At 50.6% G+C, this 26,035-nt stretch carries 25 protein-coding genes and 1 riboswitch; of the genes, 6 read left to right on the top strand and 19 right to left on the bottom strand.

The genetic code is table 11. The features are described from left to right. Window positions 1-18 precede the first annotated feature (18 nt). From NNL35_RS04665 to NNL35_RS04645, 5 genes are all read left to right on the top strand, one after another. A complete protein-coding gene (locus NNL35_RS04665) occupies window positions 19-960 on the top strand; it encodes a hypothetical protein (protein ID WP_006678397.1) in 942 nt (313 codons plus the stop codon). Further along, a complete protein-coding gene (locus tag NNL35_RS04660) occupies window positions 957-1,256 on the top strand; it encodes a lasso peptide biosynthesis PqqD family chaperone (RefSeq protein ID WP_006678398.1) in 300 nt (99 codons plus the stop codon). Before NNL35_RS04665 ends, NNL35_RS04660 begins: the two co-directional genes overlap by 4 nt. After that, window positions 1,253-1,714, top strand: a complete 462-nt coding sequence (locus NNL35_RS04655; protein ID WP_040732796.1) for a lasso peptide biosynthesis B2 protein — start codon at window positions 1,253-1,255, stop codon at window positions 1,712-1,714. Before NNL35_RS04660 ends, NNL35_RS04655 begins: the two co-directional genes overlap by 4 nt. Then, window positions 1,711-3,534, top strand: a complete 1,824-nt coding sequence (locus tag NNL35_RS04650) for an ABC transporter ATP-binding protein (RefSeq protein WP_006678400.1) — start codon at window positions 1,711-1,713, stop codon at window positions 3,532-3,534. The genes NNL35_RS04655 and NNL35_RS04650 overlap by 4 nt, the downstream gene beginning before the upstream one ends. Before the next feature lie 67 nt (window positions 3,535-3,601). Beyond that, the gene (locus NNL35_RS04645; protein WP_006678401.1) at window positions 3,602-3,937 is read left to right on the top strand and encodes a helix-turn-helix domain-containing protein; all 336 of its coding nucleotides are present in this window, start codon (window positions 3,602-3,604) and stop codon (window positions 3,935-3,937) included. A gap of 122 nt (window positions 3,938-4,059) precedes the next feature. Here NNL35_RS04645 and NNL35_RS04640 read toward each other — a convergent pair whose 3' ends face one another. From NNL35_RS04640 to NNL35_RS04610, 7 genes are all read right to left on the bottom strand, one after another. Continuing rightward, complete coding sequence (locus NNL35_RS04640; RefSeq protein WP_006678402.1) at window positions 4,060-4,230, bottom strand: anti-repressor SinI family protein; 171 nt, start codon at window positions 4,228-4,230, stop codon at window positions 4,060-4,062. Window positions 4,231-4,247: 17 nt separating this feature from the next. Then, a riboswitch (cyclic di-GMP riboswitch) is annotated at window positions 4,248-4,331 on the bottom strand. Between the two features lie 89 nt (window positions 4,332-4,420). After that, window positions 4,421-5,449: a UDP-glucose 4-epimerase GalE gene (gene galE / locus NNL35_RS04635; protein WP_006678403.1), complete on the bottom strand. Its 1,029-nt coding sequence runs from the start codon at window positions 5,447-5,449 to the stop codon at window positions 4,421-4,423. After that, on the bottom strand, window positions 5,449-7,011 hold the full coding sequence (locus NNL35_RS04630; protein ID WP_040732807.1) for a lipopolysaccharide biosynthesis protein: 1,563 nt from the start codon (window positions 7,009-7,011) through the stop codon (window positions 5,449-5,451). Before NNL35_RS04630 ends, galE begins: the two co-directional genes overlap by 1 nt. Before the next feature lie 16 nt (window positions 7,012-7,027). After that, a complete protein-coding gene (locus NNL35_RS04625; protein ID WP_006678405.1) occupies window positions 7,028-8,293 on the bottom strand; it encodes a hypothetical protein in 1,266 nt (421 codons plus the stop codon). Window positions 8,294-8,317: 24 nt separating this feature from the next. Beyond that, window positions 8,318-9,289, bottom strand: coding sequence for a polysaccharide pyruvyl transferase family protein (locus tag NNL35_RS04620; RefSeq protein WP_006678406.1), 972 nt, complete (start codon window positions 9,287-9,289; stop codon window positions 8,318-8,320). An 11-nt stretch (window positions 9,290-9,300) separates the two neighbouring features. After that, a complete protein-coding gene (locus NNL35_RS04615) occupies window positions 9,301-10,503 on the bottom strand; it encodes a glycosyltransferase (protein ID WP_006678407.1) in 1,203 nt (400 codons plus the stop codon). Then, window positions 10,500-11,684, bottom strand: coding sequence for a nucleotidyltransferase domain-containing protein (locus tag NNL35_RS04610; RefSeq protein WP_006678408.1), 1,185 nt, complete (start codon window positions 11,682-11,684; stop codon window positions 10,500-10,502). The genes NNL35_RS04615 and NNL35_RS04610 overlap by 4 nt, the downstream gene beginning before the upstream one ends. 130 nt (window positions 11,685-11,814) lie before the next feature. Here NNL35_RS04610 and NNL35_RS04605 point away from each other — a divergent pair, with 130 nt between their 5' ends. Continuing rightward, window positions 11,815-12,471, top strand: coding sequence for an acetyltransferase (locus NNL35_RS04605; RefSeq protein WP_006678409.1), 657 nt, complete (start codon window positions 11,815-11,817; stop codon window positions 12,469-12,471). Here the strand turns inward: NNL35_RS04605 and NNL35_RS04600 are convergent. The 12 genes from NNL35_RS04600 to NNL35_RS04545 form a co-directional block, all read right to left on the bottom strand. After that, window positions 12,462-13,637, bottom strand: coding sequence for an aminotransferase class I/II-fold pyridoxal phosphate-dependent enzyme (locus tag NNL35_RS04600; RefSeq protein ID WP_040732812.1), 1,176 nt, complete (start codon window positions 13,635-13,637; stop codon window positions 12,462-12,464). The genes NNL35_RS04605 and NNL35_RS04600 overlap by 10 nt on opposite strands. A 12-nt stretch (window positions 13,638-13,649) precedes the next feature. After that, the gene (locus NNL35_RS04595; protein ID WP_006678411.1) at window positions 13,650-14,258 is read right to left on the bottom strand and encodes a sugar transferase; all 609 of its coding nucleotides are present in this window, start codon (window positions 14,256-14,258) and stop codon (window positions 13,650-13,652) included. Beyond that, on the bottom strand, window positions 14,255-15,010 hold the full coding sequence (locus NNL35_RS04590) for a glycosyltransferase family 32 protein (RefSeq protein WP_006678412.1): 756 nt from the start codon (window positions 15,008-15,010) through the stop codon (window positions 14,255-14,257). The genes NNL35_RS04595 and NNL35_RS04590 overlap by 4 nt, the downstream gene beginning before the upstream one ends. A gap of 13 nt (window positions 15,011-15,023) precedes the next feature. After that, window positions 15,024-16,097: an EpsG family protein gene (locus tag NNL35_RS04585; protein WP_040732816.1), complete on the bottom strand. Its 1,074-nt coding sequence runs from the start codon at window positions 16,095-16,097 to the stop codon at window positions 15,024-15,026. A gap of 30 nt (window positions 16,098-16,127) precedes the next feature. Further along, window positions 16,128-17,003 (bottom strand): glycosyltransferase family 2 protein, encoded by an 876-nt coding sequence (locus NNL35_RS04580; protein WP_254552988.1) that lies wholly within the window; start codon window positions 17,001-17,003, stop codon window positions 16,128-16,130. A 1-nt stretch (window position 17,004) separates the two neighbouring features. Further along, the gene (locus NNL35_RS04575; RefSeq protein ID WP_006678415.1) at window positions 17,005-18,114 is read right to left on the bottom strand and encodes a glycosyltransferase family 1 protein; all 1,110 of its coding nucleotides are present in this window, start codon (window positions 18,112-18,114) and stop codon (window positions 17,005-17,007) included. After that, entirely contained in the window at window positions 18,099-19,259 is a 1,161-nt protein-coding gene (locus tag NNL35_RS04570) for a glycosyltransferase family 4 protein (RefSeq protein WP_006678416.1), read from the bottom strand. The genes NNL35_RS04575 and NNL35_RS04570 overlap by 16 nt, the downstream gene beginning before the upstream one ends. After that, window positions 19,249-20,136, bottom strand: a complete 888-nt coding sequence (gene galU / locus NNL35_RS04565; RefSeq protein WP_006678417.1) for a UTP--glucose-1-phosphate uridylyltransferase GalU — start codon at window positions 20,134-20,136, stop codon at window positions 19,249-19,251. The genes NNL35_RS04570 and galU overlap by 11 nt, the downstream gene beginning before the upstream one ends. A gap of 20 nt (window positions 20,137-20,156) precedes the next feature. Then, window positions 20,157-21,989 (bottom strand): polysaccharide biosynthesis protein, encoded by a 1,833-nt coding sequence (locus tag NNL35_RS04560; RefSeq protein ID WP_006678418.1) that lies wholly within the window; start codon window positions 21,987-21,989, stop codon window positions 20,157-20,159. Between the two features lie 136 nt (window positions 21,990-22,125). Further along, window positions 22,126-22,779 carry a CpsD/CapB family tyrosine-protein kinase gene (locus NNL35_RS04555; protein ID WP_006678419.1) on the bottom strand — a complete coding sequence of 218 codons (654 nt, stop codon included), beginning with the start codon at window positions 22,777-22,779 and terminating at the stop codon, window positions 22,126-22,128. Continuing rightward, window positions 22,769-23,509, bottom strand: a complete 741-nt coding sequence (locus NNL35_RS04550) for a YveK family protein (RefSeq protein WP_040732824.1) — start codon at window positions 23,507-23,509, stop codon at window positions 22,769-22,771. Before NNL35_RS04550 ends, NNL35_RS04555 begins: the two co-directional genes overlap by 11 nt. Before the next feature lie 166 nt (window positions 23,510-23,675). Then, window positions 23,676-25,808, bottom strand: a complete 2,133-nt coding sequence (locus NNL35_RS04545) for a right-handed parallel beta-helix repeat-containing protein (protein ID WP_006678421.1) — start codon at window positions 25,806-25,808, stop codon at window positions 23,676-23,678. Between the last annotated feature and the right edge of the window lie 227 nt (window positions 25,809-26,035).

The raw sequence follows: 26,035 nt of genomic DNA, 5'->3' as shown, positions 1-26,035 counted from the left end.
ACTCTTGGAGAGATGAGCATGACCGAACGAGCAGCGGTAAGGACTGACCATTATAAAGCTTTTGGCTTCCGTATTGAGAGCGACTTTGTATTACCGGAACTGCCTCCGGCTGGCGAGCGCGAGCCTCTGGACAACATTACGGTACGGCGGACAGACTTGCAGCCTCTCTGGAACAGCTCCATTCATTTCTATGGAAACTTCGCTATTCTGGATCACGGCCGTACGGTTATGTTTCGGGTACCTGGGGCTGCCATATATGCGGTACAGGATGCCTCCTCCATCCTGGTCTCTCCGTTCGATCAGGCGGAAGAGAACTGGGTTCGGCTTTTTATTCTGGGGACTTGTATGGGCATTATCTTGCTGCAGCGCAAAATTATGCCTTTGCACGGCAGCGCCGTAGCTATTGACGGGAAGGCCTATGCCATTATCGGCGAATCCGGGGCGGGCAAATCGACCTTGGCCTTGCACCTGGTGTCCGAGGGATATCCGCTGCTTAGCGATGATGTTATTCCCGTCGTGATGACTCAAGGCTCTCCTTGGGTTGTTCCTTCTTACCCACAGCAAAAATTATGGCTGGACACACTGAAGCACATGGGAATGGACAATGCCAATTACACCCCGCTTTATGAGCGGAATACGAAATTTGCCGTGCCCGTGGGGTCCAACTTTCATGATGAACCTCTTCCGTTGGCAAGTATCTTTGAGTTGGTTCCATGGGATGCCGCAACTCATATTGCGCCGATCCAGGGGATGGAGCGCTTTCGCGTCCTCTTTCACCATACGTACCGTAATTTTTTGGTGCAGCCGCTGGGATTGATGGAATGGCACTTCAAGACCCTGTCATCCTTCGTTCACCAGATCGGGATGTACCGTTTACACCGTCCCATGGTTGGATTCAGCACGCTTGATCTGACATCGCACATTTTAAACATTACCCGGCAAGGAGAGAATGACCAATGAGCAAACTTCATTCGATCACCCCTGTCGATACGCTTGTTCAATGCGAGGGCCATATCGTTAGCGATATGGCCGGCGAAAAAGTGATGTTAAGCGTCCAGAAGGGAAAATACTATAATCTCGGTACGCTTGGCGGCGAGATCTGGGACATGCTTATCACGCCCGTGAAGGCGGAACACATTATTCAATCCATTTTATCCGAATATGAGGTGGAGTCGTCGGAATGCGAGGAAGACATTCTCTTGTTCCTCTCGGATTTGGAACATGAGGGTTTGATACGGCATGTGAAGCAACGATGAACCGGTTGAGAAGATGGATATGGTTATGCTTGTTTGACCGGAAGACATTCCTTTTATTTGCGGAAGCTTTTCTTTATTTGGGCTGGGCGCGCATTCTTTTGTATTTTCCGTTCGCGAAGATCTCGCCGTTGCTGGGGAGACGATCCATGGAAACGCCAGAAGTCCATGATCCGTCGGATACGAAAACCATGAAGCATATTCGGAGCGCGATCCATATCGCGAGCCGGCACACTTTCTGGGAGAGCAAATGCTTGGTAAGAGCGATAGCAGGCATGAAGATGCTTGAGAAAAGAAACCTGCACAGCACGTTATATTTGGGAACCGGGAAAAATAAAAACGGTGAACTGATCGCACACGCCTGGCTTCGCAGCGGCTCGATATACATTACCGGCGCCGAGATGATGAAGCAGTTCGTCGTGGTGGAGAAATTCGCGAAGAGCGCAGGGACAGACTCATGAATTCGATTATTCTTTACATGAAGCGGCTTCATAAAACGGCAGGGTTACGATTAAGCATCAACATTATCGGCATGGTGATCAGCAGTCTCCTGGAGGGCATGACATTTCTTCTGCTCATCCCCATGCTTACGGTTGGCGGCGTTCTGTTGTCAGAGCCGGCTTGGGAGAACAGGCTGCGGTTTTTGAACATCCTGCACAGCTTGCCACAGGCTGCTTCCCTAGCCATCATTCTAACGGTATACCTGCTGATTGTCGTCACACAAAACCTCATTCATCGGGCCGTTACGATCCGCAATGCCGAGATAGAGCAACATTTCAGCCGACAACTGCGCTACGAGAACTACAGCGCTCTTCTAAGAGCGCAATGGTCTTTTTTCCTACACCGCAGAACTTCCGATCTGGTGAATGCCCTAACGACCGAAACCGCCAGAGTCTTGGGGGGAATCAGTCTGCTCCTCCAATTCATTACATCTGCCTTGTTTACCCTCGTTCAGATTATTTTCGCCTTCTGGATCTCACCGAAGATGACGCTGTTCGTTATTGCCTGCGGAGCCATGCTTGCCTTTCTTTCCCGCGGATTTATTCGCAAATCCAAGCAGCTCGGCAGCCAGACGTCCAAGCTCGCCCAAGCCTATCTGGCAGGAATCACTGACCAGCTTCAAGGAATGAAAGATATAAAGAGCAACAACCTGGAACCCTCCCGCTTGGAGTGGCACCAGCAGCTTACCGAAGGAACCATGCAAGAGCAGCTGGATTATGTGCGGCTACGGCTGAATTCCCAGCTGTTGTATAAAATATCGTCCTCACTGCTTATCGCCGGATTTATCTTTACGTCATTTCGCTTTTTTCCGAGTGAAGGGCCGTCTTTGTTGATCGTTATTCTGGTCTTTGCCAGGTTATGGCCGAGATTTACCAGCCTTCAATCCAAACTGGAACAATTGGCCTCGACCATCCCGGCCTTCCAGGCTCTTCAGCAATTGCAGCATGACTGCAAATTAGCCGCAGATCAGGCGATTACGCTTATAGAATCGCCCGCTCCGGGACCTGGCCATTGGTTCGTTATGCAAGGAATCGAAGTCAGAAATCTTTCGTTTCGCTATCAGCCGCAACTGCCTGTGTATGCTTTGCAAAATATCAGCGCTCATATTCCTGCCCAAGGGATGACCGCTATCGTTGGCAAATCAGGGGCCGGCAAGAGCACGTTGATCGACCTCCTAATGGGCCTGATGCAGCCTGAATCCGGTCAAATCCTCGTGGATGGCATGGCGATCACGAATGACAATCTGCTCGCGTACAGACGCTCCATCGGGTATGTGGCGCAGGATCCGTTTCTCTATAATGCGAGCATAAGAGAAAACCTGTTGATGGTTAAACCGAGTGCCACGGAGATCGAGCTGTGGGAAGCACTCGATTTCTCCTCGGCGGCTGAATTTGTACGCAAGCTTCCTCGCCAATTGGAGACGCTCATTGGAGATCGAGGCATTCGTTTGTCAGGAGGAGAACGGCAGCGCCTGGTCCTGGCAAGAGCCATCATCCGGCAGCCTTCGATCCTTGTTCTGGATGAGGCGACAAGCGCACTGGATACGGAGAATGAACAAAAGATTCTGACCGCTTTACATCGGTTGAAGGATCGCATTACGGTCATTGTGGTTGCCCATAGGCTGTCCACCATCCAAAACGCGGAACAAATTTTAGTCATACATGACGGGAAATTGGTTGAACAGGGAACCTTTTTGTCATTATCCTCAGAAAAAAAGAGCATATTTGTAAATCTTTTACAAAATCAAGAGGCGCAGCCTGTTAACGTCTATACGCTGTAGCCGCTTTCGGAGGTGGGGGAAATCGGATATAATAGGGACAAGCAGATGTATACACGGAGGTTAAATCATGATCGGAGAACGGATTCAAATCCTTCGAAGGAAGAAAAATTACTCACTGTCAGAACTCTCCGAAAGAGCAGGTGTCGCAAAATCCTATTTAAGCTCAATTGAAAGAGGAATTCAGCAGAATCCTTCCATTCAATTTCTGGAGAAGATTAGTGTTATTCTCGGGGTCTCAGTTGAGGAGCTGCTGCAAGACAAGGAAGCTTCGAATGAAGCTGAGGCGTTGGATGAAGAATGGACTAATCTCGTAAAAGAAGCGATGGCTTCTGGCGTAAGTAAAGAGCAATTCAAAGAATTTCTGGAATATAATAAGTGGAAGCTAACACGCGAAGAGTCATGATGCTCCCTAGCGTTGACGCAGCCAAAAATAAAGAAATCTCCGATTGTTGAGTTCACCACGCGTTATCTGTAAACATGCCTCAACGAAGGAGATTTCTTTTCGATAATGTCAACAATCGTGAGTTATGCTTCTGAATTGACATGGAGCGGCCATTCGGGATCAGATTGTGCCTGAAAATCGCGAAGAAGTTTACGAATGTCCGCAATGGAAAGGCCCATTTGTCGCGCAGTTAAAATAATAGCTACCCAATCCTTGTCCAATTGTTCATTGTTACCTGGAACCGCTTCAACCATGACTGCATTGCCTCCCGAATGTACTCGGCCGGTTGCACCACTAACTCCACGCGCCTAAAGTGCCCAGACAACAAGCGCATTTCATCGTTTCCTAATATATACTTATTAAGTAGTATTATACACGATATTTGACGTTCCATGGTGTCATAGTATGTCGTCTCTGGAGCACTAGTTTTGTCGAATTCGATGATTACCCGGCCGTGATCCTCTCGCAATACCCTTGCGGATTGTGAACTTGCCAATTCCAGCTATCCTCACACATGTCGATAATGCCGTATTTCGGGAACCACCCCAGGCTCATATGGGACTTGGTCGGATCAGCATAGCATATCCCGATATCCCCTGGTCTTCGCCCCACAATTTCATAGGGAATCTGAATCCCCGACACCTTCTCGAAGGAATGGATCATCTCCAGCACCGTAAACCCCCGACCTGTACCCAGATTGTAAAATTCGACCCCATTGGTATGATCCAAATGCTCCAATGCTTTCAGATGGCCTTGCGCCAAATCCACGACATGAATATAATCTCGGATTCCCGTTCCGTCTTTTGTAGGGTAATCGGAGCCGTATACTTTAAGCGACGGCAATCTCCCCACAGCGACTTGCGTAATAAACGGCATTAAATTGTTGGGCGTCCCATTAGGGCTCTCTCCGATCTTTCCGCTTTTATGTGCACCGACGGGATTGAAATACCTGAGAATGGAAATTCTCCATCTCGGGTCAGAAGAAGCCAGATCCTGCAGTACTTGCTCAATCATTTGTTTGGTTCTTCCATAGGGACTCACCGCCCCAAGGCTGGCTTCCTCCGAAATGGGAACACATTCCGGTACCCCATACACCGAGGCGGATGAGCTGAATACCAGGTTGTACACGCCATGCTTGGCCATCGCCCTGCACAGAACCAGCGTGCTGGTAAGATTCGTATGGTAGTATTCAAGCGGCACCTGAACCGAGTCCCCAACCGCTTTCAGGCCGGCAAAATGGATCACGGCATCGATGCGATGTCCCTCGAATATCCGATTCAAGCGTTGCTCGTCGAGAAGATCCGCTTCATAAAAAGCAAATCCTTTGCCTGTAATATCCGAGATCCGACGAATCGCTTCCGGATGGCTGTTGGAGAAATTATCAAGAACGACGATTTCATATCCCGCCTCCAGCATTTCTACGCAAGTATGGCTTCCGATATAACCGGCGCCACCCGTGATCATAATGGCCATTACCTTGTCTCCTCTCTCCGTATGACCGGATTGAATTTAGTAAGGATCGACAGCTTTCCCAGATTCGCCTTGGCGATGTTCGTTAAGTAGATAAACTCGCTCGATTTGCGAAAGCACACATAGAAGATCAGGTTCGTTACGGACAAGCACAGCAGGACCCTGACGGCGATATCCCATAACAGCGGCAGCGTGAGTAATTCTGCAAGCCAGCCGCATAAGGATGCCGCCAGAAGAACTAACACGGCATGCAGTCCGTAACGGGTAAAGTAAGGGCGCAGCGGTTGAAAGAATACGTGCTTATGAAGCAAATAAGGATCAACCCAAAAATAGGTTAACAATCGGCTAATGACAGTTCCGAGGAACACTCCCGGCATCCCGATGAAGCGTGCAAGCGTAATCGATAATGCGATGTTCATTGCCGCTGCGATCAACGGGCTGTACCTTCCCCTTCGGAACATGCCCGTCGTATCCCGGAACATGGTCGAAGCATTTTGCATCCCCGTCGTATAAAAATTGAGCAGGATCGCAAGCAAGGTCTCCTTGCCGAGGACAAAAGAACCTCCGAGCCATAAAACAATCACCGGATCAAGCAAATTCCACAAACATACGGCACAAAGCCCGAACACCCAAAAGTTGGCCAAGCGTAACACACGATAGAAGAAAAACTTCTTCTCCTTATCCTCCGTAGCGTTCAAATTCCCCACGCTGGCCGTGAGAGAATAGAAGAAATAGCTCAGAAATGTAGTTAAGGTTGTCAGAATCAAATAATAATTGGAATAGAGTCCGACCCATATGACGCCAAATAGGTTGGCAATAATCAGATTATCCGTCCCATTGATGACAACGCCGCTCACTTTGTACATAAGCAGGGAGCGCAGGTTTTGAAAAAAGGTCTTCTTCTCTTCTTTGTCCAAAGGAGTGCTGACCGGCTCATTCAGGAATTCGTATTTTCGGTCGGCCACACGGGAAATATACTTGTTTCTAAGAACGCTCATTCCGATTTGGATGACAAGGAACAGAATGTAGTTTTTCGTAAAGAGAAGCACGATGATTTGGATCGTGTTCATGGCAATCACATACACACTATGGATTCGCGATATCACATGCTGCTGCTGGTCGGCCACAATTAGGGCCTGTTTATAAGCGAAGAAGTAGGTGGACACGGAATGGAGCAGAAATAAGACATAGATGACTTCGAGATAAGCAACCGTCGTTTCCCCCCGAATGAAAACATCAAGAAAAGGAATCAGGGAGAGCCCCAGCACGAGCACAAGCATACCTATGAACAGATAGGCTTTTCGAAATAAATGCATAAAAGCTTTTATCCTGGCCTCGTCCCGATCGGCAAGAGGTTGATACAAGCTGTAAATGATGGCGGTCTCAAAACCGAGATTCGCTAGAGACAGGAGCATGAGCACATCGGAAAACAGACCGCTCACTCCCAGATACTCAATACCAAGCGTCCATATAAAAACCGTTCTAACGATAAAACCCATTATGGTGCTAATGGCTTGCCCCAGCAGACCAAAAAAAATGTTATAAAGCGAATTTCGAATTCTCATCCCTGTACCTGCTCTTTTACCTGGTTTCACGGATTTGCTGCAAACCCGTTCTCACTTTCCTTCTGATGATCGGGAAAAATTGCGTGACACGGTAGCGGAACCGTTCTTTTCTTCGCTGGGCCACAAAATCGTAATCCGGAAACCAAGACAGCAGATCCTGATCCTTCACGTTGTCAGGGTTCTCCCGCATGCGCTCCTGAATCGGCTTCCATAACCGTTCGATTTGGATATTCGTGAAAAACTTGACCTCCCGCTTCAAAAACCGCTTCAGAAAACCGGAGAGCTCATAAGGCACCGGAAAACCGTAGTCATTCGGGTCATGGCCCTCTGCCGCAATCCCCATGATCGTTCTTACGCACTTCTCGCATTGGCAGCAGTTTTCTGTGTTGCGATAGCATACCCGGACCGCGGTCTTGTCATTGGTATTGGCATAATGATCGACAACCACTTTGACTTTATCCTGCCGGGACAGCTCGTATCCGTCATGGAACACATCTCCCGCTCCGTAACGAATCAGATTGTCCGTCGATGGGTCGGAAGCACATGAATACGTGTTGCCGATCGTATGCGAGCTCGCAATGTAAATCGTTTTCACCTGTAACAAGCAGGCTGCAGGAACCGCAGCCGATATAATCGCCAGACCGTGATGCAGTCCATGCCACCAGGTGTCCCCCAGCGAGCGCCGGAAATCCCGGTCGATTCGCTGAGGATAGACGAAGGTGCCGTAGTTGGACTCCACCAGGATATTGGAGAGCCCTTCCTTGCGGGCAAAAGCCTCCGCATGCTCACGGTCTGCCGTCCATACCTCGCTGTCTGCACATTCCCCTTCATGCCATCCGTACTCCGTAATGAGAAAAGGCTTCTTATCCCGGTGGCGGATATAGGTCGTCAAGGCGTCCAATCCCCCGCTAAATAGCACGGCAGCTTCATGCTCCGGTTGATAATCAAAGGTAGAAACCTGCCCCACCTTGATTTGCCCCTTGAGCGGAAAGTGGGGGAACATCTTCTGATATGCCTGCTTCAGTTCCGCAAGACAGTCATAGAAGGAACGATCCAGTTCGTCGACGTATAGCGTCGCATCCGTAAGCCACGCGAGCGGCATCATGTTCGCTGCAAACGGAATCGACAATATGCTTGCTGGAAGACCCGAGATATCATAGTTATATTTCATAAATAAATGATTGCTTGCTCTGAAGTATTTTTGAAGCCTGGGGTCCACCTGAAAAAAATAGTCCACACGGTTATGATTTACTTTGATTTGTTCCCGTGTCAGTTGTATCATGGGTTTCCTCCTTCAAGACCGGTCTTACCGCTGCTTGAACTGATCCAGCCACGCTTGGATGGCCTCCAGGTTCATCCGGACATTCGTCGCAAATTCCGAATGGATCATGGCTTCAAGGCCGGCGAGATCCGTACGGTCAACGGTATTCAGGGCGTATGTCTCACTCATTCCTCTGGCCCGTTCATCAACCGCAATAATGATGGAACGTTTCTTATGGCGCATCGCATAAATTCCGGCATGCAGGCGCGTGCCTACAAAGTCGACATCCGTGCTGAGCACAGCTTCATATTCTTCCAGCGAAGGAGGAATGACGTGAATGCTGTCGGTATTCGATAACGTATGAAAGTACGCATAATCATCGGCTCCCTGCACCCAGAAATATACTTTTTTATAACTTCTAATCAGAAGATCGATCAGGAGCTGATCTTGACGGGGCGCTCTTGCGTAATCTGTCAACGTAAACACGACGGCATCCGATTTCCCCTTAGGAATATCCTGGCAATGCTCGGGCGTTAATGCCCACATCGTCGGACATCCCGTATTTAACGCTTTGAGCCCTAAATCTGTGACGAATCTCCAGGTTCGTTCATCTCGAACGCTATGCACATATTCATGGGACAACACCTTGCGGTACAGCATTTTCGTGTACCGTTTTATTTTTTCTCCTTTGCCCGCCCCCACCCCCAGGAGAATGCTGCCTTGTAACGGACGATAATTAAACACATTAATATTCCATTGCGGGAAATGGGTGAACATGTCCATGGTCAATAGATTCGTTCCGCCGACGAACTTGTATTTGGCTCTTGTATAGAATTGAACACGTAATGAATCTCGCATCACCTGGAACCAGCCGAAGGGGGAAAGATGTGTAGGCACGGTAAACACATTGGCCTGGCGCGTAATACCAGACAATTGGCGCCTCACGCATTTCATGATGATCTCATCCCCTTTATTCAAGGAACCGACTGAGGTGTCGAGCAGCAGGATGTTATCCATAGCCTCGCCTCCTATCCATTGTCATCCAACAATGCGTATAGTTTATTGAGTTCGCCCGCATTGCCATACTGAGTCCTGCTGCACATGTCCGCGAGCCGGCATCTTAGCTGCCGATCTCGATATAAATGCTCAATCCCTTCCGCTAAGCCCTCGACCGATAAGTCCGTAATATATCCGTCCTTGCCGTCGGCAACCTGACTCTGTGCCGTAGGATAGCGGGTAATCAGAACAGGCTTGCCCAAAATCTGGGCTTCGGTTACGGTTACGGCTTTCCCCTCGTAACGGGAAGGCTGTACATAGAGATCGGCTCGCTTGATGAAAGGATAGGGATTGTACTGCTTGCCCAGCAAAATGAAATGATCCTGCAGCCGATTTTTCGCAATGAGACCGCGAATCATCTCCTCGTCCCCTCCGTAACCCACAACGTACCAGGCAATGTCCTCAAGCCCCTTCTCTCTCAGCTTCTTCAAGGCCATGACAGCCTGGTCGATTCCCTTGGCGTGCGACAAACGGGCGACGGTGACCAATTTGAAGCGCGGATCCGCTGCCATCGGTGAATCAACAGACACCTCGGACATCATCTTGATGTAGTCCGGAGAGATAATGTTTTCGATTACCGTCACCTTGTCTCTCAGGGTTTCGTACTTTGCCAAGAAGGCTTCCCTGCATGAAGGAGATACGGCGATGATATGATCGAACTTGCTCCACAGCTTCAAATCAGAGCGCACATTCGTAGCTACGGTCGAATAATCCGTATGAATCCAGGCTATTTTCGTGCGGGCATCGACTTTCTCGGCAACATAGTAATGGGGCCATAAGAAGCTTACAGCCGCATCGTAGAGCTGTTTGTTCCGGGGCAGGAAGGGAAGGGTATATCTCCACATCAGCTGCATCTGATGATATCCCGTTTCTGCAAACCCTCTCACTTTCCCGGCCATATCGGCATGCACTTTTGCGGTCAGCCTTCCGAGCCCGATCAGCAGCTGCCGGCTCTTCATAATGTCGCCGATGGACTTGCGGAATGTGGCATAGGCTCGCTGCTCCTCCAGCAACCGGACTTGTTCGGGGAGCAAAGGCATAAAATCGCCTTGATGGCGATACAGCATCAGCTCCGCCTGATAGCGTTCATAATCAAAATGCTCCAGCAAACCAGCCAGGCTTCTCTCGACTCCTCCAACCTCCATATCGAAGGATGCGAACAATACTCTTTTCATTTCTGTACACCCACGCTTTTTCTCCATGCCCACAAGAAGGGCCTTAAGGGAATATAGATATAATGAAGCATTCTCGGCAATCGAATGACCTTGACATCCTCGGGATAAGGCAGCATGAAGCTTAGAATGAACAAGCATTTATGCCGCAGCGGCATTAACGCAAACAGATGGCGCTTATGGTAGGCTCCGACTTCTTCAGGTACCGGCTCCTTATGGAGATGAACCATCTGCGACAGATAGAACATGGCGTCCTGGGCCAGCCGCACCGATCTCCGCCTGCTTGCAAGCCGATGCAGTTCCGGGGCTAACCGCGCTTGAAGCAGCGACGAGGCCAGGACGACAGATTGTCCTCCGGCGCGTATACATCGGCGCCGCCTCAATCTATTCATGATCTGGCCGTGATCCGGCTGTTGGTTAAGAAGCTGCTTGATATCGAGCAGCCAGCGCAGTCGCGACCAGCCGTGGCGGGCGCCGTGGGTCACGAGAAAGACGAACAAATCCTCTCTGCCCAAATAATAGATCGGGCTGCCGAACAGCGTGCTTCTTCGCTTCCTGAGCCACAAGTCGTTAAATTTTGGTTCCTTGGACGGGAACGGGTTCAGCCGCCAATGAAGCTCAACCTTGATGCCCTTGACCGGGTGAAAAAAGGTCAGATGGTGGTGCCGCCATTTCCAGTCCCCCAGTACGGACTCAATGTAGTCATCTTTCTCGTACCCTAGCGTGATAAGTATCGTTTCCGCCCTAACTAATTCGGCCAAGGGAACGAGGAGATCCAGATCCGAGCAGGTGCGAAGCGAGATACTTCCATATAAATCCTGGCCAAGGACAGGTCCCTTCAAAAATAAACAACGCAGGCCTCTTCCGGTCAATTCCTTGCCGATATGTTCGATCTCGCTGCTCAGATGAAGCATTCGGAGCGTATTGGCGCAATATTGGCGGTACAGACGTTGAATGACCGCCGGAGGCACCATATCATCGCCCATATCCTTCATCTGCATATACAGCACGGAATAGACTCGGTGATGCATCGCAAGCCGAAAAAATGCATCCCACTTGCAGTCCTGAAAGAGCCCGGCTTTGTCCTTGCGCAAATCCTCGGGACGATCAATTGAAATAATCTCCAGAATCAACTTCATTTCGTTCGTCAGCATGTCTGTGTCCAAGATAAGGGACTTCTCCATGAACTTACTCCTTCAGTCAGATATCGCTCGCTTTAAAGAACAAAACAATCTATAATTGTTCTTATTAAAGAACAACACCCTACTGCCATTCTTCCCCGATTCACCTTAACTAGAGGAGGGATCTAAGTTAATGCTCGATATTATTGTTTTTGGTGCCGGCGGGCATGCCAAAGCCGTCATTGACGTGATTGAGAAGACTGGGGAATACCGAATCCTTGGTATCCTCGACAGCCATAAACCGCCTGGTACCGAGTGCTATGGATACGAAATTGTTGGAGATCTGGATTACTTGTCCGCGCATCGGCAACAAATTCAGGGAGGAATCGTGGCCATTGGAGACAACTGGACCCGCTATCGCATCACACAAAGCATAAGACAGGTCATGCCTGACTTTCGCTTCATTCGGGCCGTCCACCCGCAGGCTTCTATCGCGAGAGGAGCCCGAATCGGCGAAGGCTCCGTTATCATGGCCGGCGCCGTAATCGGCAGCGATGCCATCGTCGGAGACCATTGTGTGATGTACACCCGATCCTCGCTCGATCATGACTCGCGGCTCGGACATTATGCGGCGCTCGCCCCGAATGCCGCGACCGGCGGACAAGTCCGGATTGGCGACTACAGCATGATCTCTATCGGCGCAAGCGTGATCCACGGCGTGATCATTGGCGAGCATTGCGTCATCGGTGCCGGTGCCGCCGTTCTTCATGATATTCCCGGTTGCTCCATCGCTTACGGCATACCCGCCACAATCGCGAGAAACCGGCACCCCGGGGAGCGTTATCTGTAGACTTGGGCATTCGCGGACCGAAGGGACAAGAATTCTTGGATGCAGTCAATGACTCTTTGCTGGTCCGCCTCGCTCATTCCCGAACCGGAAGGCAGACAAATCCCGGTCTCGAACAGCTGCTCTGACACCGGCTTCCCTTCACCATGAGCATAGAACAGACAATCGTGGAACAGCGGCTGCAGATGCAGCGGCTTCCATACCGGGCGACTCTCGATGTTGACGGCTTCAAGCGCATGGATCAACTCGCCAGGAGCCACGCCGGTTATCCGGCCATCCATAGTTAAGGCGGTTAACCATCGGTTCGATCGGGTGTTGTCCAGTTCAGGCATGAAATGAATTCCGTCTATTCCCCCCAGCGCCTTCCGGTACCTTTCAAAAATGCTCCGCCTCGCCTCAATCCGTTCATTCAGCACCTGAAGCTGCGCACGCCCTATTCCCGCTAACACATTGCTCATTCGATAGTTGAAGCCCGTCACTTGATGCTGGTAATGCAACGCCGGTTCCCTTGCCTGCGTGGCAAGAAAGCGCGCCCGGCGCAATTCGTCCGGATGATTGGATATAAGCATTCCGCCGCCTGAGGTAGTAATGATTTTATTTCCGTTGAATGAATAAATGCCAAAGCGTCCCATAGACCCGCTGGCTTTGCCGTAATAGAGAGAACCAAGCGATTCTGCCGCGTCCTCAATGACCGGAACCTCATAACGTCCGCACGCCTCCATAATTTCATTCATCTTGGCGCTCTGGCCATATAAATGAACGACGATCACCGCTTTGGGGAGGTTTCCGGCCCGTGCCGCTTCATTCAGCGCCCTCTCCAGGGCCGAAGGAGACATGTTCCAGGTCTCCGGTTCGGAATCAATAAACACCGGCTTCGCGCCTGTATATGATATTGGATTCGCACTGGCTACAAACGTCAGACTGGAACAAAATACAAGGTCGCCCTTCCCTGCGCCAAGCAAGGTCAAAGCCAAATGAATCGCTGCGGTGCCCGAACTGACGGCAGCCGCGCCCTTCACTTGGGCATAAGCCGCGATTTCCGCCTCGAACGCATCGACATGAGGCCCGAGTGGAGCAATCCAATTCGTAGTGAAGGCTTCGTTAATCAAGTCTTGTTCCCTTCCACTCGTATGTGGGGGCGATAGCCATATTCTCCGGTTCGCTGTCATCTGCCGACTCCTCTACCTTTCCTGTTCATAGTTCACGGTGCCCTTAAATACCGGCATCGTAACATGGTTGCCATGTTGAATGTTTCCGGGCTTCAATACGTGGAAGAACGTCATCCACAAAATTTTCAAATCCAGCCAGAAACTTTGGTTTTCCACATACCAGACATCGTACTTGAACTTCTCCTCCCAGGAGATCGCATTGCGTCCGTTGACTTGGGCCCAGCCCGTGATGCCCGGCTTCACGCAATGTCTCTTGGCCTGCTCTTCGGTATACAGCGGCAGATATTCCATAAGAAGGGGTCTTGGCCCCACCAGGCTAATATCCCCTTTGGCCACATTCCATATCTGGGGAAGCTCGTCAAGACTGTATTTCCGGAGGAACTGGCCGAACGGAACCAACCTGTCATGATCCGGAAGCGGCTGGCCCGAGCTGTCTGTCTTTTCCGTCATCGTTCTGAACTTCAACAAATAAAACGGGACCCCATGTTTCCCCGGTCGAATCTGACGGAACATAACGGGCGAACCGATTCGCATTCGTACCAAGAACGCAATGACGGCCAGCAGCGGCAGCAATAACACCAGCAGCACAATCGCAATAACAAAATCAAATATGCGTTTCATGACTGCGCACCTTTTTGCGATAATATCCTTCTAAGCCTTGCAATGTTCTCCGCACCGATCAAGCGGCTTGCTTTGCGCTTGATGTAGCTCTTTACGCGGACATGGGCAGGAAGCCACGATTGGGCAAAATGGTGGATCGTGTAACTATCGTCGTTGATGTAATTGCCTCCATTGATATAATCGTAAGGACTGAAGAACCATCGGGGATAAAAAACAACCCCGCCCGGAAGCGTCTGGTGCTGTCCGTTAAGCTTCAATCCATGCTTCTGGCTGATCCGGCTCATGATGGCCGTATTCGTCGTCAGATCGAACACATCCCCGCCCTGAAGCAGAAAAGGCCTGTCGGCATAATATTGAAGCAGCTCTCCGATCCAGGGATGATGCTTAACGGCCCCCATCGTTCCTGATTGCAAAAATTGATGGTCCTCAAATCCCGAGAAGGCTTCATGCACCAGGAAGCGATGCAGCGGCTTGATCACTTCCACATCCGTATCCATGTACACCCCGCCTTCATGATACAAGGCATGGAGTCTGACATAATCGCTAACGAACGCGAATTTGCGCGCCTCATAGGCTTCCCTTGCATAAAGATTGGCTTTGACGTCAAAAGTATCTTCATTCCATTCGACCAGCTCGTAATCCGGGAGATGCTTCTGCCAGCTTTGAATACACTTTTTGATCAGCTTCGGTTTTTCGCCGCGCCCGAACCAGCAGTAATGCACAACCCGGGGAATTTTCTCCGCTCCGTCCAAGCCCTTTGCCCCCTTAATGAAACCAGATTAAGAAATCACTGCGATATTTAATGCCGAGAACAAACATATTTTCATAAGTAAAGTAGATGCCGTAAATAACCAGAATGCACAAATAAATAAGCTTCTGATCCTTCTTGCGGAAAGCCATGACGATCCATGATGTCAGAACAATCTGATACAAGTTAAAATAAATGGCCAGTCTGGCAAAAATCCAGTTTTGCGTAGAAATCAGCATAAAAAATGACCCGATCAACGACAAATTGACGATAATATCAATGTCAGCAAACAACATTCGCAGCTTATCTCTTCCCCAATAGGCAACCAGCAGCGGCATCATATAGAAGCCGACCCGAATGATGTTAGCCCCCCCTTCCTTAAACTCCTTATATTCCCCATACTGCGTCTCGCTGAGTGCCGAGAACAGCACATCGGAAAATTGGTTGAACAGACCGACGATGAGAACACCGGCAGCCAGCAAGCCAAAAGTCATGCCGGTCCAAGCTTCCCTGCGGACGATAAAATATAAAGGAATAAGGATAAGCGCACTCATATGGAAAACGGAGGCCAGCGCCACCACAACCATGTATTTCTTCCAACTGCCGTTCAGCAAGTAAGCTGTCGCGGCAAAGAGTAATGCGGCCGCCATGTATTGCCGGATGCCGTTCATGGAGACAATGAATGCGCCGGACGTGATGTATACGTACATCGCCAGTTCAAACAATCTCGCATAGCGGTGCATCATAACCACAATCAATACATTCGTTATCAGTGCCGTCACAAAAATGAGGATTTGCGGGTCTTCTGAAATTTGTTTCAGAAGCATTTGGAACAGATTGAAGCCAACATCCTTCTCTGTTGCGATGGTCGCCCATGTGAAATTTTTGAGCGCATAAGCATGCATGTAGAAAAACGTATCCCCGATATTCTTCCTCAGCCCCGCAACCATGACGATGACGAAGCATACCGCGGCAACGAGCAGCCGGTTCGGCCGGATAGGTATTGGGCTATGGGGAAGGGATACCGCAAAATACCTGGCTGTATATGAAAAAATGAAAACCATCAGAAGCGTGAGCCATATGATCGTCATCGCAGGGTTCCTCTCCCATCCAATCACACGCTACGTCTTTGCTACGATAAATACATAAAGCGCAAATCCGGGCAGCAGCGCCAACAAGGTAAGCAGCTTTGCGGGCGACTCGAGGAGCATGGCCGGACTGCGGGCCAGGCAGCAGCTTGAGACATGATGCACCGCTTGTCTAAATTTAAAGGAAAGTCCCGCGAAAGGGAGCTTCATAAGCTGAACGCGATAGAAGGCGAATCCCCTCGGGTTATTGCGATAATGGCGCAGCATATTCCGGGAAGCCCCATCCGGCATGTACTCTACATAGCACAGGACTTCATTCATCAGCAGCAGCTCATAATCGCGGTCAATCATGTAATACTTGTAGGCCAATCCAACGTACTTTTCTCCTTCGAACAGGGGATAGCGGTACATTTTCGTAAGTTTCGTACGGTACACCAGCTTTTTATCGCCCGTAACGCCATGCTTGTAGTACAGATCGAACAGCGTGGACCTTGCCTTGTCTTCCGGAAGCCGCGTCCCAATCACGGTTCCGTCCAGTGCGCAATCCAGGCCAACGATGCCGGCTACCTGATCACTGCCGTATGTGCGCCAGAAATCTATAATTTTCTCCACCGCGCCGTCAGGCATATAATCATCGGAGTCGATACAGACATTCAGCTCGGTCTCAATCTGGTCATAAGCCGTGTTATGCGCTCCATGCATGCCTTGATTCTCCTGACGGACATAACGTATAGGAATCCGGTTGTCCGCAATCCAGGCCCGAACCAGTTCCGGTGTCTCATCGGTAGATCCGTCATCAATCACAAGCCACTCAAATTCGCCGCTGTTCTGTCTAACGAGGCTGTCATACAAACGCGTCAAGCAGTAAGCACGGTTATATGCAGGGGTAAATACCGTTAATGTTCGCATCCTACCTCACCATCGATAAATAATAATTCTCGAGCCAGCGTGCGGTGTCGCGGATATCATAGCCTTGCATCCGCAGGGCATCCCCTGGAATCTCCCTGCTGGCGCCGTCGCGGGCAGCTTCAAGCACCCGTTCCACCCACGCCTGCTGATCTTTTAAGGATAGAGACTGAATTAGCCCCAGCCCCAGATCAACTTCCCGCGTGACGTTATCCGAAATGATGCAGGGAAGTCCCGCTCCTTGAGCCTCGACTAACGTCAACGGCAGGCCCTCATGGCGCGAGGGAAAAACAAACAGATCCAATGCCTGAAGCAATCTGTCGATGTCGCTTCGCACACCCAGAAAACGCACGCTATTCTCCAGCTTCAAACGTTCCGTCTGGCGCTGCAATTCATCGCGCAGCGGACCATCACCCGCTAGAAGAAGCACGGAGTCGTTCAGCATGGGCCTTGCCTTGGCATACACCTCAATCAGATACGCATGATTCTTCTGATGCTGGAAGCGCCCGACATGCCCCAGAACAAAGGCGCTCTCGCCAATCCCCAACTCCTTTCTCACGGCATCCCTTACTTCGGAACGGAAGAAAAAACGCTCTTGTTCGATTCCATTCTTCACGATGCCTGCCGTGTCTGAACTTTGCTTGAAGAGCCAACGGGCAGCGGCTTGCGAACAGGCCAAGAGATGAGTTGCCGATGAAGATATGCTTTGGCCCGCGTACCATTTGAATGCCTTGGCGGCAAAGCCCCCTTCGCTCCTCGTATTATGGCTGTGCGCAATGCGGCAGGGAATGCCTGCCTGACGCGCCGCCTTCAGAACCCAACCGCTCATCTTGTCCATATGAGCGTGAATGAGTCTGTAGCCGGCATGATCCTTGAAGAAGCTGCTCAATGCCTGCCAATACCCTATGACGTCAACGCCTGAAATATACGGAATCCGGTATATCTTGCCGCCCATCCGTTCAATTTGACGGTCGTATACCCCCGGCTTGCAGGTGAGGAAATCGAACTGAATCTTGCTTCGGTCCAGATTGCGGTACAAATTCATGATCAGGGTCTCGGCCCCGCCCCGGTTCATATTGACGACCGCATGGAGCACTCTTACAGGACCTGACATGCTTTTTCCTCCCCTTCCGTCAAGTTGTGCATATGGGATTCATAGATCAGCCCCAGCTCATGGAGGACTGCCTTCTGCTCATACTTCCGGAACATCTGAAGACTTTCCCTCCCCATGTTCTCCCGCAGGTCAGCAGAAGCCGCAAGGGTTGCGATGCGTTCCGCAAATTGCTCAGGAGCCTGAGGAGGAACAATATAACCGTTCCGTCCGTCGCATACCAGCTCCAGATGCCCCCGGTTCCGGGTGGCGATGACCGGAAGCCCGCAGGCCATCGCCTCCATCATCTGAACCGGCAGTCCTTCCCTCAAGCTGCCGGAGACGGCAATGTCGCTCATATGCAGCAGATTGGGAATATCGTTACGATACCCGAGGAAGTGAACATGCCGATCCACGCCCAATTTCGCGGATACACTTTTGCAGGCTTCCAGCAATGCGCCCTCTCCCGCCAAGAGCAGTCTTACTTGCGGGGCCCGCTCCCGTATTCGGGCCAAGGCATGGATAAGCAGCTGATGATTCTTGTTGCGGTTGAACTCGGCCGCATAAAATAACAAAATATCATTCCGATCGAATGACATCCGCTCCCTCAGGCTTGCCTTGTCTTCCGGAAGTGCCGGATAAAAACGTTCGCCGCTCACGCCAACCCCATGCACATGCTCGATGCGCGCCGCCTTGAAGCGCCGGCGAACGGCCAACCGGTAGTCCTCCTGATTGATCGTGATGAGACAGTCGGTCGAACGGGCCAGCAGCTTTTCCACCGGGTAATAAAGCATCCAATTGATTAGCGGCGCGCCTCTGCAGAAATGAAACCCGTGCGCCGTATACATGACCTGCGTCCCCTGTCTCCGGGCACGTCTTGAGGCCAGACGCGCCAGAACACCGCCCACCGGGGTATGGCAATGCACAATCTGATAACCATGATGCTCGATCAGCCGCTTTACCTGCCGGTAGGCTTCACGATTCCGCCAGCGAAAGGGAGAACGTTCAAAGGGGATGTCGAACTTCCGGTCTGCATACGGAAGCTCCCGTTCGCCTTTCGCCGCGATATGAATCTCCCATCCCCGTTGTTTGAACCACTGAAGCACGGGCATATGGAACGAGCTTATATGATAATCGACCGTGGCACAGAACAGTATTTTATTCGACATTCACGGTCTCCCTCGCCAGAACATGGGACATATAGTTCAGCAGATCACCGCGGAGATCGTCGCGTTTTAAGGCAAATTCAATCGTTGTCTGAATAAATCCCATTTTCTCGCCCACGTCATAGCGGGTTCCGTCAAATTGGTAAGCATACACCGCTTCCGCCTGATTCAGGGTGTCTAATGCGTCCGTCAACTGAATCTCGCCGCCGGCGCCGGGGGCCTGCCGGGCCAAAATACGGAAAATCTCCGGGGTCAGTATGTATCTTCCCATAATGGCCAGATCGGACAGTGTCGTGCCTTGCCGCGGCTTTTCCACCAGATGCTTCACTTGATACAGGGCTTCCTCCACTTTGATGCCGTCCACGATTCCATAGCGTGACACCTCTTCATCTCTTACGCGCTGGACTCCAATAATAGATGAATGATACCTGTCGTACTTTTCCATCATCTGTTGGAGGCAAGGCTTCTCCGCGGTAATGATATCGTCGCCAAGCAGGACAGCGAACGGCTCATTACCTATGAACTTGCGCGCGCACCATATCGCATGCCCAAGTCCTTTCGGTTCTTTCTGCCGGATGTAGTGAATGTCCACCATCTGAGCCGGCTTCTGTACCTCGCTCAATAATTCCAGCTTTTGTTTTTGGAACAGCACCTGCTCCAGCTCCAGGAAATTATCAAAGTGATCTTCAATGGCGCGCTTCCCTTTGCCCGTCACGATAATAATATCCTCGATTCCGGATTCGACGGCCTCCTCTACGATATATTGAATCGTTGGTTTATCCACGACAGGAAGCATTTCTTTAGGCATTGCCTTCGTAGCCGGCAGAAAACGCGTACCAAGTCCGGCCGCCGGTATGATAGCTTTTTTGACCTTGCTCATTACCATGCTCACCTCCCGGTCTAACTCGTCTTTACTAGCTCCCTCGGCTTCACTTTTTTGTTGGCCAGATCAAGGAGCATTTGTTTCAATTCATCAGCAGGCAGCTTGTCGTATACTTGCAACAGATACTCGATTTCCTTGAAGTTGACCTGCGAAGACTTCCCGATATAAATTTTGGGATATGCCCGCTGCTCATGTACTTCGTCTTCTTTCAAAAGCTCCTCATACAGCTTCTCGCCCGGGCGGATTCCCGTAAATTCGATTCCGATTTCCTCAACGGAATATCCCGACAGGCGAATCACATTTTTGGCCAAATCCACGATTTTCACCGGATCGCCCATGTCCAGCACGAAAATCTCGCCGCCCCGGGCCAAAGCCCCGGCCTGAATAACGAGACGCGAGGCTTCCGGAATCGTCATAAAATAACGCACCATATCCGGATGGGTGACCGTGACCGGCCCCCCGCTCTCGATTTGCTTTTTGAACAGCGGGATGACGCTCCCCCGACTTCCCAGGACATTTCCGAAGCGCACAGCTACAAATGTGGTGGGGCTTATCTCATCCATGTATTGAATGATCATCTCCGCGATCCGCTTCGTTGCGCCCATGACGTTTGTCGGATTGACGGCTTTGTCGGTAGAGATCATAACAAACGTCGACACGCCTGCCTGACTGGAGGCCTTGGCCGCATTCAAAGTGCCGATAACATTGTTTTTCACCGCTTCCTCCGGGTGCCGCTGCATCAGCGGAACATGCTTATGGGCTGCGGCATGATAGACGACATCCGGTCTGTGCTTGTTCAATACCTGGACAATTTTGCTCTCGTCCTGCAAATCGGCAATCTCCGTATAGAACTGAATGCTTTTATCCTTGAAAAGGTTTTGGAGTTCCATCTCAATGGAATAAATGCTGTTCTCTCCGTGCCCGAGAAGGATCAGCTTGCGAGGATTGAAATTCGATAATTGCCTGCATATTTCCGAGCCGACAGAGCCGCCGGCTCCCGTTACCAGGATCACTTTGCCTGTTGCATAATCGCTGATGCTTGCCAGATCAAGCTGCACAGGTTCCCTTCCCAACAGATCTTCCACCTGCACATCCCTGAACTGGCTGACGGATACCTTGCCGCTGGCGATATCCTCAATCATGGGAATAATTTGGGTTTTGGCCTTGGTTTTCGCACACTCATCGAAAATAGCCTTCAGCCCGGGTTTGTTAAGAGAGGGGATGGCGATGACAATAAGTTCGATCTGATAGTCCCTGGCAATCCGTTCGATGGCACGCGTGCCGCCGACGACGGGCACCCCCAACACGTCCAAGCCATGTTTGTGCCGATTATCGTCTACAAAAGCCACCGGCCTCATATCCTGATCCGGGGAATGAAGCAACTGCCTTGCCACCATCGTTCCCGCCGAGCCGGCGCCCACGATCAGAGTGCGTCTGTAAAGGCTTCGCTGCTCCTGCTTCGGGGGAACATTGCGCATTAAGCGCCAGCAGAACCTCGAACCCCCAATCAGGATCATCATGATCATCCAGGTCACGGCCATTAACCGCACATGAAATTCCTGAACAGCCATGTACTGTACCGCTACACCCGTTAGACTAGACAGCGTTACCGCTTTGACGATGCCGACAAGCTCACCTATGCTGGCATATTCCCACGCCTTCTTGTACAAGTTGTACACAAAAGCAAACAGATGATATCCAAGCAGCAGCGCGACGGAAGAAGTTACGATCAACGGGTCCGCGAATACCATGACGGTCGCGGACACGAGGAAATAACTGATGTAAATCGATAACAGGACGATAAGCGAATCCAGCATGGCGAGCAGCGAAAGCCTTTGCTTGTAAGTCAATGCGTTCACTCCCCCTTCCCCTTTGTTCTTGTGCTGTTCTTGTGCGGCCTGCCTTCACTCCAGCAGAACATTTTGCCAATTCGTTCGTAATAACGAACAAAACGATATACAGAACCCGCTGTTACCATGTATCTGATCACTTTTTATTGAAAAACGTGCCCACAATTCGGGCATGTCCAAACTCCAGCAGTCTCTTGGCCTCAAGAGCATCCTCGGCGGACGTCCTGCCGTTCTCAATCACGAGCAAGGTCGCCCTGCATCCGCTGGCCAGCACACTGGCCTCACTGGCCGACAGCACGGACGGGCAATCCACCAGAACGATATCAAAATCCTGTGTCAGCTCAAGCTGGTCCATGAACGATGAATCGCATAAATCCAGCAGCTGCGTAACCGCTGAGCCACTGGATATCACACACAGGTTCTCGATCAGAGTCTCTTGGATTACTTCCTCAATAACCGCTCGCTGTCCCACAGCCTCTGCCAGACCCGGGCCAGCCTTCACATTCAGAATCCGGTGAATGGCCGGACGCCGAACGTTGGCATCAATCAGCAACACCCGATCGCCGCGCTGGGCGAAAGCAATGGAGAGATTGACCGCCACCGTCGTCTTTCCGTTTCCCGGTCGGGGCGAGGTAACTGCCAACGAAGCAATCGGAGCGTCCGTAACAGCAAATCGAATATGGTTGCGCAGAACGCGGTATTGGTCCGCTTGGGCTGAAGAGGCATGATGATAAGTTATCGTGCTGTAATCCACCAGTATAGCGTTGGAACGATTCCGCTCATGTGCCAAGGGATTCACCTCTTCCCCCTTGACCCATGTTCTCGCTCTTCATCGTGCGAAGGATATCTCTCTTGCGCACACAGTCCATTTGTCCCAGTACCGGCAATTGCAGCAGTCTCTCCAATTCGCGCGCCGAACGTATCGAGCCGTCCAGCGAATCCATCACAAAGATCAGGCCCACACCTGCAATGGCCCCTGCAAGCAGTGCAATATACAGCCCTGCATAACTCGGCTTATTCACGGGAACGGGGTTGGGATCCTCCTTGGCTCCGCTTAGCAGGATCACGCCATGAAACTTTAAACTTTCGGCTGCTACCTGCTTAAAAGCCTCGACAACAGCATTCGAGATGTGAGCAGCCAGCCCGGGATGTTCATGGTAAGCCGTTACCAACGTAACGAGGGAGTTATCGACGCTGGTTACGGAGATCTGTTTTCGCAAGCTTTCGGGCGACTGCTTCAACCCCAATTCCTTGATCACGCGCTCCATCACGACCGGTTCACGGATCATGACCAGCATGGTCCCTCTCATGTTTATTTCACTGGAAGACAGGATAATACGTGCTGAAGATGCATACACGGCCGGCTTCGGCCTGGAAACATAAAGACCGCCCAACACGCCACAAATGATGATGGATACGAGAATGATCCACCAACGCCGTTGGAGGACACCGTATGTTTCCTTCAAGTTAATTTCTCTGACCGCCATCTTGCCGTCGGATGTAAATGCTTCATCGTTCATCACGAAGTTCACCTGCCTAATCACGGATTGGACTTTATTAAGAACGATATCACCTATTTTAGTTCTCAATAAAGAACATGTCAATAATAAACAATTCCTTGATTGTGACAATTCCGTGATTGTCACAGAATCCGATCCTTAGGCGGTCGAAGCACGGCGTGCAGTTTTATTCAACCTGATTGTTCTGGGACTTATCGTTCGGTTTTAAAGCCAGTTTCGCGGTATGAAGAGTATTGTCTTCCACCGTATATACAGGCGCTCCGATCCCTGCGTTGATTGTCGATATTCCCGCGGCCGGCCTGTTGCTCCGAATCGTGTTCCCCCGAATTGCCGCGCTCCGCACAGGCGCTTTTAATTGGCGTTTGCTATAATCATTGATCTTGACCAATTCAATATCGCTGTTATCCAAATAAAAGGCATTGACCAGGTTATTTTCGAACACAAATTTTTTGACGGCCTGAACACGGATCGCCGGGGCAGTTCCCTGAACCTCGAAGGTTGAATTTTTAATGGACAAATCGAGATCTTTATGGTCTGCTATCACATTATTCGTTGCCATAGAAGCGGAGACAAAGGTGCAGTTATTAAACACGTATTTCCCGGCCGTATTGATAAAGACCGCTCCCAACGTTCCGGTATCGGCATTCTCGAACCGGCAATCCGTATACGTTCCAGGGGGCAGGCTCAAGCCGTACGTGGAATTATATCCGAGCACCTGCAGATTATGAAACACACTGCCTCCCGGGGCGTTGCCTGTTATCACCCGGAGGGTGGACTCCCCGATGATTTTCACGTCCCTGAACTCACTGGGCATGCCGTTAACGATCAGCCCGGATTCTCTCTTCTTGTTATTGTAAATCGTAAGTTCAGACACCTTCACCCCGAATTTCTCCTTGCCATCCACCCGGAATACGGCGTCCGTCAGCGTCATGCCGTTCACCTGAATGTTCGGCCCCTGAAAACTGGCAATGGAATCATTCATCTTGTTCCCTGTAAAGACGGCGTCATTCACCGCTACAATCTTGGAACCGTCAAAATGATTGTTGACAATGACCGCGTCCGCAAAAGGAGCAGAAACGGCAAGGCCGATCTTGTTTGTGGAACCGAAGTAATTTTCCTCGACATGGGCCCCTTGCCCATCGTACAAAATAAGATCATAAGAGGCGTTGTTGTAAAAACGGTTTCGCTTGATCGTGACGTCCGAGTTCCAGTTTCCATTCTCGAAAAAGCCTCCCTCTACATCAATCCCTGATTGGGGAGCCGTTCCTTTCATGTCATGCAGATTATTATCCATAATGGTTACGTTGCGGGTTCCGCCCACCGTAATGCCCTGTCTTCGATTGAAGGCAAATTCGGAGTTTCTGACAACGGAATCCGACGTGGGAACCCGGTTCCACACCTGTACATAAGCGCCTGCCGCGGATGGTTGATGAAACACCACATGATAAAAGGCGGCTCCTTGGGGAATGACCATGTTCTCTCTCATCTTTGCCGAGCGCTTTTCCAAAAAGCCCCCGTTGGAGTCATAGAAATAGATGTCAAAGTTTAGGGGTAATTTTTGGAAATTGGCCAGTTCAAAATAACCTTCCTTCTGAAATATCTCATGGGAGAGGGGTTGCATCGACTTGGTTCTGATTTTTTTCAAATCTCTGATCGGCTTGCCTTTGCTGTCGATCCCGCCCCTAACAAAGGATTGGGCGTCCAGCACCCCGGTATTGGTTCCATGAGCACTCAGCATAAGCCCGTCTCCCGTGAAGTTAACCGCTTTTACCCCATCGATCGTTACGCGCTCGGCCCCTTCAAGCAGGATGCCATAACCCCCTTCATGTGTCCCTTTACTATCCGGATGATCCTTTTTGGAGTAATCATGCATGTCTTTGTCGCCCTGATACGTGCCGCCGAGCAGCGTCACGTCGTGAACACCGTACCCAATATACATCAGATCATATCTTTCTTTATCATTGGGCTCCTTCTGCAAAATAACATCAGGCGCAAGTTGAAAAGTCATGTTGCTGACCATGTTAATCCGGCTGTTTTTATCGATAGTGTACTTTCCTGGAGGCAGCGACACGGCCGTTATGCCCGCTTTGCCAGCCCATGCCAGCGCATCGTTAATCCCCTTTGTCGTCTGTGCCGGCTGCGTCCCGTCATTGCGAATTCCCCATCTTGCCAGATCAATGCTATGCACCGGCTGCACCGCACTCTTCCTAACATCTTCCGCTTTGGCGGACACCGGCTGTTCATAGAGCACAGCAGAGCATAATATCAACAGCAGTGCCATCGTTCCGGGTTTGAGCATAAAATCCTCCTTTTACACCATAGTCAACCCTAAGATTACCATATTTTCCTGTAAAGAAACAGTTTCATCCGACCTGCATTCATTCAATAATTCAACCGCTGAAATTCAACCGCTGACCATGCGGATAACCGCGCGATGATGCGAGGAGACAACAGAAACGTATTCCATTTACCATAAATAGCAACGAAAGTCTATATTCCTCCGTCGTGGAACTATCTATACTGAAG

This window comes from Paenibacillus dendritiformis (genome assembly GCF_945605565.1).
GTDB classification, from domain to species: domain Bacteria; phylum Bacillota; class Bacilli; order Paenibacillales; family Paenibacillaceae; genus Paenibacillus_B; species Paenibacillus_B dendritiformis_A.
Note: the sequence above shows the minus strand (reverse complement) of the source record. Positions and strands in the feature narration are given on the sequence as shown.

Excerpts from the sequence above, each read along its gene's own strand:
- NNL35_RS04665 (WP_006678397.1), top strand. The coding sequence starts at position 19 with ATGACCGAACGAGCAGCGGTAAGGACTGACCATTATAAAGCTTTTGGC.
- NNL35_RS04655 (WP_040732796.1), top strand. The coding sequence starts at position 1,253 with ATGAACCGGTTGAGAAGATGGATATGGTTATGCTTGTTTGACCGGAAG.
- NNL35_RS04645 (WP_006678401.1), top strand. The coding sequence starts at position 3,602 with ATGATCGGAGAACGGATTCAAATCCTTCGAAGGAAGAAAAATTACTCA.
- galE (WP_006678403.1), bottom strand. The coding sequence starts at position 5,449 with ATGGCCATTATGATCACGGGTGGCGCCGGTTATATCGGAAGCCATACT.
- galU (WP_006678417.1), bottom strand. The coding sequence starts at position 20,136 with ATGAGCAAGGTCAAAAAAGCTATCATACCGGCGGCCGGACTTGGTACG.
- NNL35_RS04580 (WP_254552988.1), bottom strand. The coding sequence starts at position 17,003 with ATGCGAACATTAACGGTATTTACCCCTGCATATAACCGTGCTTACTGC.
- NNL35_RS04625 (WP_006678405.1), bottom strand. The coding sequence starts at position 8,293 with ATGATACAACTGACACGGGAACAAATCAAAGTAAATCATAACCGTGTG.
- NNL35_RS04585 (WP_040732816.1), bottom strand. The coding sequence starts at position 16,097 with ATGACGATCATATGGCTCACGCTTCTGATGGTTTTCATTTTTTCATAT.
- NNL35_RS04660 (WP_006678398.1), top strand. The coding sequence starts at position 957 with ATGAGCAAACTTCATTCGATCACCCCTGTCGATACGCTTGTTCAATGC.
- NNL35_RS04605 (WP_006678409.1), top strand. The coding sequence starts at position 11,815 with ATGCTCGATATTATTGTTTTTGGTGCCGGCGGGCATGCCAAAGCCGTC.
- NNL35_RS04650 (WP_006678400.1), top strand. The coding sequence starts at position 1,711 with ATGAATTCGATTATTCTTTACATGAAGCGGCTTCATAAAACGGCAGGG.
- NNL35_RS04545 (WP_006678421.1), bottom strand. The coding sequence starts at position 25,808 with ATGCTCAAACCCGGAACGATGGCACTGCTGTTGATATTATGCTCTGCT.
- NNL35_RS04550 (WP_040732824.1), bottom strand. The coding sequence starts at position 23,509 with ATGAACGATGAAGCATTTACATCCGACGGCAAGATGGCGGTCAGAGAA.
- NNL35_RS04620 (WP_006678406.1), bottom strand. The coding sequence starts at position 9,289 with ATGGATAACATCCTGCTGCTCGACACCTCAGTCGGTTCCTTGAATAAA.
- NNL35_RS04575 (WP_006678415.1), bottom strand. The coding sequence starts at position 18,114 with ATGTCAGGTCCTGTAAGAGTGCTCCATGCGGTCGTCAATATGAACCGG.
- NNL35_RS04630 (WP_040732807.1), bottom strand. The coding sequence starts at position 7,011 with ATGAGAATTCGAAATTCGCTTTATAACATTTTTTTTGGTCTGCTGGGG.
- NNL35_RS04600 (WP_040732812.1), bottom strand. The coding sequence starts at position 13,637 with ATGACAGCGAACCGGAGAATATGGCTATCGCCCCCACATACGAGTGGA.
- NNL35_RS04570 (WP_006678416.1), bottom strand. The coding sequence starts at position 19,259 with ATGTCGAATAAAATACTGTTCTGTGCCACGGTCGATTATCATATAAGC.
- NNL35_RS04595 (WP_006678411.1), bottom strand. The coding sequence starts at position 14,258 with ATGAAACGCATATTTGATTTTGTTATTGCGATTGTGCTGCTGGTGTTA.
- NNL35_RS04615 (WP_006678407.1), bottom strand. The coding sequence starts at position 10,503 with ATGAAAAGAGTATTGTTCGCATCCTTCGATATGGAGGTTGGAGGAGTC.
- NNL35_RS04640 (WP_006678402.1), bottom strand. The coding sequence starts at position 4,230 with ATGGTTGAAGCGGTTCCAGGTAACAATGAACAATTGGACAAGGATTGG.
- NNL35_RS04610 (WP_006678408.1), bottom strand. The coding sequence starts at position 11,684 with ATGGAGAAGTCCCTTATCTTGGACACAGACATGCTGACGAACGAAATG.